Raw genomic sequence first — 11,263 nt, forward strand, 5'->3', positions numbered from 1 at the left:
ATCTGTCACGACGTCGGGCACGATTGTCGATGTTATGCGAGCGTGACTTCGAGGTCACACAGGCGCCGTCCCCGGATCCGATGGAGAAACAGGGAATCAGCCGGTCTTCATCGGGCCGTCGCTGGACAGTCCCGACCGAGACTGTTGCTCGACGGTGATCCGGGCGGTCGCGGCAGCCGGATCGAGTGGCGTGTATCTCTCGATCGACCCCCAATCGCGGGCGTAGTCGTCGGCCAGATACGACGGCAGAGTCTGAGCACCGAGCAGCAGCTCGGTCCACCCCAGCGGGCCGCCACCGAAAGAATCCTGCCAGGCGTTGGTGGATTCGGCTCCGGTTCGGTCGGGCAGGATGCGGTACTGCGGCACCTCGGCGACGCCGTAGCGATGATCGAACGGACGCTGGCACGGGAACGCCAGCCCGACCGCCCAGTCGAGCAGAACGGGGTCGGTGGACCCGACCAGAGAATTCAGCGTCTGAGTTTTCGGGACGCGTGGGGGAGTGACGGCGAGCCACTGATCTCCGGCCAGGTCGTTGTCCTCGGCGACGATGCGAACGGCGTTCGCGTCGGCGGGTAGGTCGTTCATCGGTACGCGCAGGTTGCGCCACGACGGTGCCGGGCCGATGTCGAGAGGCGTGACACGGCCGAGTGCCTGGACGTCGCCGCCGTCGCGGCGTCCGTATTCCAGTTCGACGCGTTGGCCCGGGGTGACGATGCCGTCCTTGTCCACCGAGCGAATTCGGCCTGCGGCGGCGATGGCGATCAGGTCGCCCTCTCCAGGCAGCGAATACCAACCGGAGGTCAGTGACGCGGGCTCGGTCGCTCCGAAGCTGCCGAGGACCGGGGTCGTTTCGGGGTTCAGTCCGAACGGCAGAGCGACTGTGCTGCCGTTGATTCCGACGTTCTCGTTGGTTCCGCCCGAGGTGCCTGCGGAGTTCGACGAGGTGGCCGACGCGCTCTCTTCGGAGTCCTCGGGGCGGATGGAGTTGGCACTGCCCTGGGCGGTGTCCTCGGAGTCGGCCGTGAGGTCTTCGGCGACGCCGTCCGGGGTGAATCCGGTGCTGCCACCTGCTCCCAGCGCGTCCGGGGCGGGGTCGATCGGCTGCAGGACGGACCCGTTGACGTCGGTCTCCACCTGCACGTCACCGGCGAGTCCGCACGAGTTGCCGGCGAGTGCGGAGAAGTTGGATCGCGCGATGGAGTACGCAGGGTATTGGGCCACAGCACCTTTGGCGAACGAGAGCACTTCGAATGCGACGACACCGCCTGCGACGATGGTCAACGCGGAGGGTGCGAAGCGTCGACGCGTGGTGGTTTCTGCTGTGCGATAAGGCAATCGGACATGTTGGTACGCGGCATACAGCAGGGTCAGCACGGTCAGGCCGAGCAGGATGGTCGAGAAGCCCTTGCCGGCAATGGACGGCGGCTTGTCGAACCACGGAATGCCGTAGCTCGAGACGTACCACCAGCCGTTCGAGCTGGTGAACGCCACGGCCGTCAGGAACAGCACTGCGGCGGTGAACAGCGTTCTGTTTCGCGGGGATCGGACGGTAGCCGCCGTGACGGCCACCGCTGCCAGTGCGCCGAGAGACGCGGCGAGACCGGCGTACACACCGAAGTGGTGGGTCCACTTGGTGGGGGTGAACATCATCAAAGCCAGTGCGCCCAAGACGATTCCGAGTATCCGACGCGATGGCCCGGTGGCGGTACCGGGGATGCGTCCGTTCTTGCGGAGCATCACCGCGATGCAGACGACGATGCAGAGCAGCATCGCGAACATGCCGAATCGTCGGGCGAGCGAGCCGTCGGGGGAGATGGTCATCAACGCGTCCCAGCGCACCCGTTCCTCGAACCAGGGCACGTTGGGTCCGAGAGCCGAGCGCACCCGGGTCGCTTCGAGCACGGTGCTCAGAGTTTGGTCGGCGAAGATCGCGATCACCACGGCCAGTCCCGACGCGATCAGCGGCGCGAGGACCGCGAGCAACCCCACTTGGCGGGCTCGTTTGACGATGATCATCACGATCGGGCGGAGTCCGGCGAGCAGCGCGGCGACGGCGATCAGTCCGGTGGGTCCGGCGGCGAGCGAGAAGGCGGCGATCAGTGTGCCGACCGCGGCGGGCAACAGTCGTCCGGTGGCGATCGCACGCTCGATCGAGCACCACGTGAGCAGCGCGCCCAGGGCGATGACGGGTTCCGGGCGCAGTCCGTTGTCGTAGGGCAGCCAGAAGGCGAGGAACACGAGGCCTGCGGTCCACAGCGCGACGCGGTTGGTCAGTACCGCGCGCCCGAGGCGGGGGATGACCTCGCGGCTGATGACGAGCCAGCACAGCAGTGCGGCGATGGTGGCAGGCAGGCGCATCCAGATGCTGGCGGTGCTGACTTTGGCGAGGGCGGCCAGCATGTCGTAGTACGGCATGCCGAACGGTGCTTCGGGAACGCCGAACCAGCGGAAGTAGTTGGCCATGTATCCGGCGTGCTCGGAGACGCGGGCCATGTTGAGCAGGTAGCCGTCGTCGGAGGTGTTGGCACCGATGAAGTGCCACAACACCAGCACCCCGACGACGACGGCGTCGACGCCGGTCACCGACTTCCAGCGTGACGGCAGGAAGCGGCGGTGACGCCGACCGTCCACGCTGTCGAGGCGATGCAATGCGAACAGGGAGGCGACGACGGCCAGCGCGCCGACGATCATCGCCAGCAGCTTGAACGTCGTCGGGGTCGAGGAGTAACGGGAGTCGATGTCCACGCGCACGTTCAGACCGTCGACCGACGCGGTGAGGTCGGTGAAGATGCCGACGACCTGAGGTCGGACGTCGCCGTCGACAGTGGTGGCCGCGCCGCCGAGGTCGACCACCGTGCGAGCGGCGTTCGAGGAGATCGTCAGCGCGCAATCGGAGGCCAGGTCGGATACGGGAGCCTCGGCGAGAACGCGATCGCGAAGCAGCACCTGCAGTCGATCGTCGTCGACCCGCACGGTCAGTGCTCGCTGCTCGGTTTTCGCCGCTGCGATCGGAGCGGTGGACATCACCGTGCCGCCGCCGTCGAGCCGAGTGGCAGTACTGCACGGGATCGTCGCGTCCAGATCGAGCGGGGAGTAGCTCACCAGCGGAGCGTTGACACTACCGAACGAGCTCTGCGGCCACGACAGCGTGGAGACGTCCTGCTGCACCGGCAGCAGCGGAGTGGCGATGGCCAGGACGGCACCGATGATGCCGGTGACGATCGCTATCAGCCGGGCAGTCGTGATGTTCGGAGCGGTCGCAGGCACACCGGCGATGCTATTGGACGAGCGAGCGCACATCCCACACCCATACGCCGCCGGTGTATTGCGGCTGGACGTCGAGCAGCTCGGTGACCGTGCTGCGCAGGGCGACGGTGTTCTTGCTCGGCGGCAGTACCACGACGTCGGCTTCCCAGAAGCTCATGTCCTGCGCCGCCTGGCTGCGCTGATCGGCGGTGATTTCCGGAACGGTGCCGGAGTCGTAGACCGAGCCGAGCAGCAGCGCCGTCGGGCGATCGACGGCACCGTACTTGGCGACCTTCTCTTCCTGATCGCTCGGTCCGACGAAGTATCCGGCGGCAAGCGTGAAGCCCATGTCCGCGTCCATCTGCCAACGCAGCGGCCGGGCGTCCTCGGGCCGTGGGAGAGGGACGGTGACGACGGAACCGTCGTCGACGTAGTTCTGCCAATCGCCGTCGGCGAAGAACCGAGGTGTGGGGGATTTGTCGACGGTGACCAGCGGCGTCGGGATCAGCGGAACGAGGGCGAGGGCGAGTCCGGCGATCCAGAATGCAGGCAACGGCCGTAGTCCGTTGCGGAACGTCCGATCGGTGGCCAGGACGAGCAACAGAGCGAGTGCGGGGACCGCGCCGAGGGCGAAGCGGGTCTCGAGGACGGATTCGACGAGTGGGTATTCGGCGAGTTTCGTCCACGGCAGGGTGATGCCGGTGTCGTTCTTGCCGATCATCAGCGTTGCGCCGAGCGAGAGCACGCTCATGACGATGGCCGTGGCAGCCGCGGCTCTGGCGCAGGCAACACGCCACATCCACACTGCCGCCACGAGGCACAGCACGAGCAGCGGCCAGCCGAAGTAGGCGTTCTCCTCGGTGGCGTTGATCCGTACGTTCTGACCTGGGGTGGCGACGCCACCGATGGATTGCGTCGGGAACTGGAACAGGGCTTTGGCGTCGTTGCCCATCGGGCCGTGTTCGAGGAAGGAGTACGACTGCGGTCCGAAGAACTGCCACCACAGCGGCAAGGCGACGATGGCCAGCGCGATGGTCGCCGACACCGCGAGCCGGGGTACGGCATTGCGTACGGCCCGCCACAGGGAACGCGGCCGGGACAGGTAGTAGACGACGGCGAAGATGGCGAACGACATCGCGAAGATCAGCAGCGGTTCTTCGCCGAGCAGGATCTGCAGCGCGACGATCAGGCCGAGCCCGACGGTGTTCTTGGTGGTTCCGCCGCCGTGTGCGATGCGGGTGACCAGCATCGCGATGACCGGGAGCAGGAACAGCACCACGAAGTTGGGGTGGCCGTTGGCATGGGAGATGGCACCGGGCGCGAACCCGCACAGTGCGCCGCCCATTGCGGCGGCACCCTTGGACGCGTTCAGCTGACGCGAGAACAGCCAGTACCAGGCGAACGAGGTGCCTGCGAGGCCGGCGGCGAGGGCGATTGCCCAGGTGACGGTGGGTCCGAACAACAGCGTGATCGGAGCGAGCGGGATGGAGATGCCGAACATCGCCGTGTTCGCCATCAGATTCACCCCGAGCGGGTAATTCTGCAGGTCACTGGACAGTGGATTGTCCAGATGCGCGACGGCATGGGCGGCGACGGAAAAGAACCACTCCCACATCGTCTGGTCCTGGCCGCTGTTGTAGAGGTAGCCGCCGTTCAGATTGCGCCACTGACCCTGTAGGACGTACACGGCGGCGATCAGAAATCCGACGGCCGCCACGAGGTCGCCTCGCCCGACGCCGGAGTGTCGAGCCGGTGCCGTGGTCGGCTGCCGCTCGAGAACTCTCTGGTCGTGGGTGGTCATCGCGTCGAGGTTACAGAAAGATCACGGTCGGCGAAAACTCGAACGTGCTGGGTCACACCGGCTGGAGTGCGACGCCGCCCCACCCCTATGTACGGATCAGTCACCGATCCAGGTGGCCACGCTCGTCACGTCCGCCCGTTCGGTTCGGAACGAGTTGATCGGGTGCTCCAGGTCCGCGTATCCGAACGAGATGCCGAGCACGATGCGCCGGTGCTCCGGTATGTCGAAGTAGTCGTGCAGAAAATCGGAGTACGACGCGAGGGCGGCCTGTGGGGCGGTGGCGATGCCGAGGCTGTGTGCACTGAGCAGAAAGGTGTTGACGTACAGACCGCAGTCGATCGCTCCGTACTCGCCGAGATCGGCCTCGGTGGTGATCACGGCGACGTGTGGCGCATCGAAGAAGTCGAAGTTTCGGAGCATCTGAGCAAGGGCACGCGGATCCCCCTTCTCGATGCCGACGCTGTCGTAGAGCTGCAGTCCGCACGCACGGCGACGGTCGCGATAGGCGCCGGCGTACTGGGTGGGGAAGGGGATGTCACTCTGCACGGTGCCGCCGCCGCGGACGTGGTCCTGAAGTGTCCGGCGAAAACGGTCGGTCCCTTCCCCTTCCGTCACGATGACCTGCCACGGCTGGGTGTTGCACCACGACGGTGTGCGCTGGCTCAGCGCGAGCACACGCTCGATATCGCTGCGTGGCACTGCATCCGGCCGGAACTGTCGGCACGTCCAGCGTTCCTCGAGAATTCCGACGAGTGCCGAGAATTGCTGCCCTCGATCGTCTGTCTCAGCGTCCATGTACACCCCTGGTCTCATTTCGAGACTACAAAGTAGCAGCAATAGTCTCGTTTCGAGACTGCTGGGTAAGGTCGACGGTATGCGTCATGCGGAGCTGGCCGATGTGCCCTGCTCGATTTCGAGGTCTCTGTCCGTTCTGGGTGACCGGTGGACGCTGGTGATTCTGAAGTGGTCGTTCGCCGGGGTTCGCCGTTTCAACCACTTCCAGAGCGCCATGGGGATCTCACGAAGTCGGCTGCAGGATCGACTCGACCGCCTCGTCGAGCACGACATTCTCGCCAAGGTGCAGACCGAATCCACCTACGCGGAATACCGGCTGACCCGCAAGGGCCACGACATCTATCCGATTCTGATGGCCTTCAAGGACTGGGGCGACGCGTACATGGCACCCGACGGTGTCCCCGTGCACTACACGCACCGCGACTGCGGGGGCAACGCACACGTGAGGCTCGAGTGTGACTCGTGTGGCGATGAGATCACGGCTCGTCAGGTGCTGCCGGCGCCTGCCGCGGGTAACCCGCTTGTGCCGTGACGTACTCGGCCTGCGGCCGCGGTCTCGATCCGGCGCGCATGGCGTTTATGCAGTGCGCACCACCAGCGCGAAGGGCCCGATATCGGTCACCGTGAAGCGTGGATCCTCGAACAGTGACTCGGGGAAGGTGACGGTGTAGCGCCGCACATTCGGATCGTTCGGGTAGACGTCCTCCGCCAGTCTCAAGGTGTAGCCGTCGGCACCGCGGCGGAACAGGAAGGCGTCGGGGGCGCGCCACTGGCTGGTGTCGAGCGCCTCGATCATCTGGTCGGGAGTCTCGAGCTCGGTCCACCGCTCGATGGCGTCGGCCCGCTGATCGAACTGCGCCAGTGGATTGGCGTAGTGCGACGTCAGTCCCTGGAATCCGAAGTACGGGTAGTAGCTCAGGAACGAGGTGTCCGCAGTGAGCAGGATGGTTTCGTCGCGTGGGCGCTGAGTCTGTTCGGTCAGGGCGTCGTCGACCTCGCGGTAGTACGAGACGGCGCTCGGCGGACGCATATCGGCACGGTTGCCGTCACCGTCGGTGTCGGAGTACGCGACGGTGATCTCGCTCTGCAGTACCTGGGGGATGTTCTGCGCGAAGGCCATTGCGCCGATGGCCGCGACGACGACGGCAGCGATGCGGAACTTCGGTGGCTCGTTGATGGCCTGGTAGATTGCGTGGCTGCCTTCGAGGAATCCGAAAACGCCTGCGCTGCCGAGCAATACGATGAGAACCGCTTCGAGTCGGAACGAGAGCAGTGTGGTGCCTGCAGCCGTGGCCGCCATCGACAGCAACGTCCACAGGTAGACCGCGACGACGCCGACTCCGAGTGCCTGTGCTCGACGCGACGACGAGAAACGTACTGCGACCCATACCGTTCCGATGAGACACAGAATGCCCATCATCGAGAACTCGAACATCGGGAACGGAAGCGTTGCACCGGCTTCGGGCAGGTAGTGCAGTGCGGTGCCCGATGTGGACGGTGCGCCGCGGAGGAAGTCGACGAGATACGGCAGCCATACCGTCGCCGCTATGAGGCCCGAGATGACGGCGATCGCAGCCACTTTGAGTGCGATAGGAATCAAGGCCCGCCAGGTCTTGCGGTCGCGGTAGGAGAGAACGGCGGCGAACAAGGCCATCAGCACGACGGTGAACGCGGCCAGACCCAGGTACAGGGTGTAGAACGTCGCGGCCAGACCGAGGAACAGGCCGGTACCGATTACCGCTCCCCAGCCGCCTGCTGCGCGTCCCCCCGTGGGGATGAATGTCCCATTCTTGCCGTCTGACCGACTGGATGTCGCATTCATCCCGACGGGGCGATGCAACGCGCCCCAGGCCAGGAGCAATGCCGGGGCGAACAGCAGCACGATGACGGCGCTGTAGGCCTCGGGCGAGGCGTAGGCGACAACCAATGCAGTCGTGACAGCGCTGACGGCGACAGCCCAGTCACTGCGGATCAGGGCCTTCCACAGTACGAAAGCGACCACCGACGTGACAGCAAGCAGTCCGATTGCGTACGGCTTGAACACTTCCCAGCCGTCCATACCCAGCAGGTTGCCGACGCGTCCGCCGAGCCAGAACCAACCGGCGGGGTAGAAGGGTGGGATGTCGGCGTACGTCATGTCGCGCAACGACGCCGAATCCGTCAGCCGCGTCAGGTATTCGGTGCGAAACTCCTGGTCGACGGAGATGCCGAACAGGTACAGCTTGGTTGCCGCCAAAGGCATTCCGAGGGTCACGGTAACGAAGCCGGACAGCCCGACCCACGCCGAGAGTCGAGCGATCCACGGCCACTTACGGATTCGGTACAGGTAGATCGACGACGCGAACAGTGCCGCGGCTACCACCTGGCCCAGAGTTGTCAGAGCGCGAGTGACGTTGGACGAGTTGAACGCCGGCCACTGAACCAGTGAGAAGGCGTACAGCCCGACCGTCGCCACCACGACTGCGACGAGCGCACCGAGAACGATCTCCCCGACGGCAGAGGCGGTTCTGCGAGCCGGTGCAACCCCGTCAGTCATCGAGATCAGATGGGCAGCTTGCGGAAGATCGGCCGCGGCACGTGTCGCAGCACCATCATCACCAGACGCCACGGTGCGGGAGTCCAGATGAGCGGGGTGCCCTTGCGCGATGCATTCACCGCGAGCTTCGCGATGACCTCCTTGTCGACGGTCATCGGCGCTTCCTTGACGTGGGCGCTGAACTTGGTGCGCACCATGCCCGGACGAACGACGGTGACCCGAGGACCGAACTCGCGCAACGCTTCTCCGAGTCCGAGGTAGAAACCGTCGAGACCGGCCTTGGTGGAGCCGTAGACGAAGTTCGAGCGACGGACCCGCTCGCCTGCCACCGAGGACATGACGATGATGCGGCCGTACGCCTGCGCCTTCATCTTCTCGCCCAGCAGTACGCCGACCGACACGGATGCGGTGTAGTTGATGTTCGCGGCGAGGACGGCCTTGCGCTGGTCCTGCCAGAGCTGCTCGGCATCGAAGTCGACGGCGAAGGCGACGATCGCGACGTCGACGTCACCCTTGGCCCAGGCCGCGTCGATGACCTTCGGATGCGACGCGGTGTCGAGTGCGTCGAAGTCGATGACGTCCACGGACTTCGCGCCCTTGGCGGTGAGCTGTGCAACGGCACTCTCACGCAGCGGATCGTTGGGCAGCGCGGCGAGAACGACGCGTGCCGGAGACTTCGACAGGTACTCCTCGGTGATCGCGAGACCGATCTCGCTGGTGCCACCCAGAACGAGAATCGTCTGTGGGTTACCTACGGCGTCTATCGTCACAGCAGTTCCAGCCTTCTAGCCATATCGGAGGCGAAAACGCCTGTGGGATCTACAGATCGACGAACCTTGATCCATTCGTCGATCCGCGGGTACATCGAGTGGAACGTCTCGGCGTCGGTGCGCGAATCCTTCGCGGTGTACAGACGACCGCCGAACTCGAGCACACGCTTGTCGAGTTCGCGGACGAACTCGTTAAGGCCCGGCTTGATCGGGAAGTCCACGCAGATGTTCCAGCCTGGAATCGGAAAGCTAAGCGGCGCTTTGTTTCCCGGCCCGAACAGCTTGAACACGTTGAGGAACGAGTAGTGCCCCGACTTCTGGATGTCGACGATGATCTTCTTGAACTCGTCAACGGCCTCCGGCGGCACCACGAACTGGTACTGCAGAAATCCCTTGGAGCCGTAGGCGCGGTTCCACTCACTGAACATGTCGAGTGGGTGGTAGAACGCTGTCAGGGACTGAACCTTGTTCCGATAGTTGCCGGCCTTGCGGTACCAGGCCTCGCCGACGGCGGAGAACGTGTACTTGTTGGCGAGCCCGTTCGGAAAGATATCGGGGAACTTCACGAGCGGCTTGGCGTTGAAGCGCAGCGGATCCTTCTGCAGCTTCTCGGGAAGCTGGTCGAGGCGCGCCAACGATCCACGTGAGAGAGCTGCGCGGCCGAGCTTGGGGGGCGGAGCGACGGCGTCGAACCAGGCGCTCGAGTAGTCGTAGTTGTTCTCACTGCCGTCGCTGTGCAGGGCAATGGTCTCGTCGAGGGTGCTGGTGACGTCGCCGTCGGCGATGAAGTAGGCCGTTTCCGTGGGCGTCATCTCGATCGTCGCGCGCAGGATGATGCCGGTCAGGCCGTTGCCGCCGACCGTCGCCCAGAAGAGCTTGGCGTTCTTGCCCGTCGGCGTCAGGTGGCGGATCTGACCGTCCGCGGTGAGCAGTTCCATCGAGCGGACGTGGTTGCCGAAGCTGCCCGCGCTGTGGTGGTTCTTGCCGTGGATGTCCGTGCCGATCGCTCCACCGATGGTGACCTGACGGGTACCCGGAAGCACCGGAACCCACAGACCGAACGGCAGTGCAGCACGCATCAGTTGGTCGAGGTTGACGCCACCGTCGACGTCGACGATGCGCGTCGACGCGTCGATGCTGTGAATGCCGTTGAGGGCATTCATGTCGATGACGAGTCCGCCAGAGTTCTGCGCGTTGTCGCCGTAGGAGCGGCCGAGGCCGCGGGCGATGACGCCGCGTCGGAGGTAAGCCGGCTTGGAGTCGTTCTGCTCGGCGACCTGCTTGACCGCGTTCGCGATGAGCTCGGGGTCGGAGGTCGAGAGCACCTCGCCGGTGGAGGGCGCAGTGCGGCCCCAACCAGTGAGTGTGCGGGTCTGCGTGGGTAGCGGCGCAGTGTTCCCGGCCTGTGGTTCCAGGGGGAAGAGTGCGTCGTCGGCTGTCGTGGACATCGCTCAAGAGGGTACCCGCATTGCGATAGCAGCTAATGTCAGTCCTCGTGTCCACCCCTGATCGCTCCATCGAAGACGGCTCCGGGAACGACGACTGGTCGCCCGAGGACGACGAGCTGCAGCATCACGTCCCGCTGCCCGTCGAGCTGCCACTGACCGAGAACATCGCCGACGCGGCCCTCGATCTCAAGACGCAGGTGGTGCGGTTCTTGGCGACGGGTGTGCTGTCGGCGATCGTCGATCAAGGCGTCAATCTGATCCTGCATTTCGTGTTCGGCGTCGGGGTGACTCTGGCCAAGGCGATCGGGTTCGTGCTCGGCACCACCACGGCGTATCTGATCAACCGTCGGTGGACGTTCAACGCGGCACCGTCCCGGGCCCGGTTCCTCGCCGTCGTCGCACTGTACGGGGTCACCTTCGCCGTCCAGGTCGGCATCTACACCTGGCTCTACCAGGTTCTTCCCGACGGCTTCTGGTACGCCAACGTGGCTTTCGTCGTCGCGCAGGGAACGGCGACGGTCATCAACTTCCTGGTGCAGCGGTTCGTGATCTTCAAAATTCGGTAACAGCCGTGAAGTTGTCGGGAATGCCGACGTCCTTCGCGAGCCGGATGGCGGCTTCGACTGCCGCGTCGGCCGCCTGGACGGTGGTCATGTTCTTCGTGTCG

Annotated in this window: 8 protein-coding genes; 2 read left to right on the forward strand and 6 right to left on the reverse strand. The window is 65.0% G+C overall.

Features of this window, described 5'->3' with window-relative positions; genetic code table 11:
* Positions 1-96: 96 nt before the first annotated feature.
* The 3 genes from AB0O58_RS18765 to AB0O58_RS18775 form a co-directional block, all read right to left on the reverse strand.
* On the reverse strand, positions 97-3,267 hold the full coding sequence (locus tag AB0O58_RS18765) for an arabinosyltransferase domain-containing protein (protein ID WP_230595289.1): 3,171 nt from the start codon (positions 3,265-3,267) through the stop codon (positions 97-99).
* Between the two features lie 10 nt (positions 3,268-3,277).
* Positions 3,278-5,047, reverse strand: a complete 1,770-nt coding sequence (locus tag AB0O58_RS18770) for a hypothetical protein (RefSeq protein ID WP_032374171.1) — start codon at positions 5,045-5,047, stop codon at positions 3,278-3,280.
* A gap of 96 nt (positions 5,048-5,143) precedes the next feature.
* On the reverse strand, positions 5,144-5,842 hold the full coding sequence (locus AB0O58_RS18775) for a nitroreductase (RefSeq protein ID WP_366238589.1): 699 nt from the start codon (positions 5,840-5,842) through the stop codon (positions 5,144-5,146).
* 79 nt (positions 5,843-5,921) lie between these two features.
* Between AB0O58_RS18775 and AB0O58_RS18780 the strand changes: the two genes are divergently transcribed.
* Positions 5,922-6,374: a helix-turn-helix domain-containing protein gene (locus tag AB0O58_RS18780; protein WP_366238590.1), complete on the forward strand. Its 453-nt coding sequence runs from the start codon at positions 5,922-5,924 to the stop codon at positions 6,372-6,374.
* Positions 6,375-6,419: 45 nt separating this feature from the next.
* Here the strand turns inward: AB0O58_RS18780 and AB0O58_RS18785 are convergent, their stop codons facing one another.
* From AB0O58_RS18785 to AB0O58_RS18795, 3 genes are read right to left on the reverse strand one after another with little or no spacing between them, the layout of a single operon-like run.
* The gene (locus tag AB0O58_RS18785) at positions 6,420-8,378 is read right to left on the reverse strand and encodes a galactan 5-O-arabinofuranosyltransferase (protein WP_366238591.1); all 1,959 of its coding nucleotides are present in this window, start codon (positions 8,376-8,378) and stop codon (positions 6,420-6,422) included.
* A gap of 5 nt (positions 8,379-8,383) precedes the next feature.
* Positions 8,384-9,148 (reverse strand): decaprenylphospho-beta-D-erythro-pentofuranosid-2-ulose 2-reductase, encoded by a 765-nt coding sequence (locus AB0O58_RS18790; RefSeq protein WP_027494796.1) that lies wholly within the window; start codon positions 9,146-9,148, stop codon positions 8,384-8,386.
* A complete protein-coding gene (locus tag AB0O58_RS18795; RefSeq protein ID WP_027494795.1) occupies positions 9,145-10,596 on the reverse strand; it encodes an FAD-binding oxidoreductase in 1,452 nt (483 codons plus the stop codon). The genes AB0O58_RS18790 and AB0O58_RS18795 overlap by 4 nt, the downstream gene beginning before the upstream one ends.
* Before the next feature lie 68 nt (positions 10,597-10,664).
* Between AB0O58_RS18795 and AB0O58_RS18800 the strand changes: the two genes are divergently transcribed.
* A complete protein-coding gene (locus tag AB0O58_RS18800) occupies positions 10,665-11,162 on the forward strand; it encodes a GtrA family protein (RefSeq protein ID WP_072692012.1) in 498 nt (165 codons plus the stop codon).
* Positions 11,163-11,263 lie beyond the last annotated feature (101 nt).

The sequence above is a fragment of the Rhodococcus sp. NPDC080181 genome (assembly GCF_040702225.1).
GTDB lineage: Bacteria > Actinomycetota > Actinomycetes > Mycobacteriales > Mycobacteriaceae > Rhodococcoides > Rhodococcoides fascians.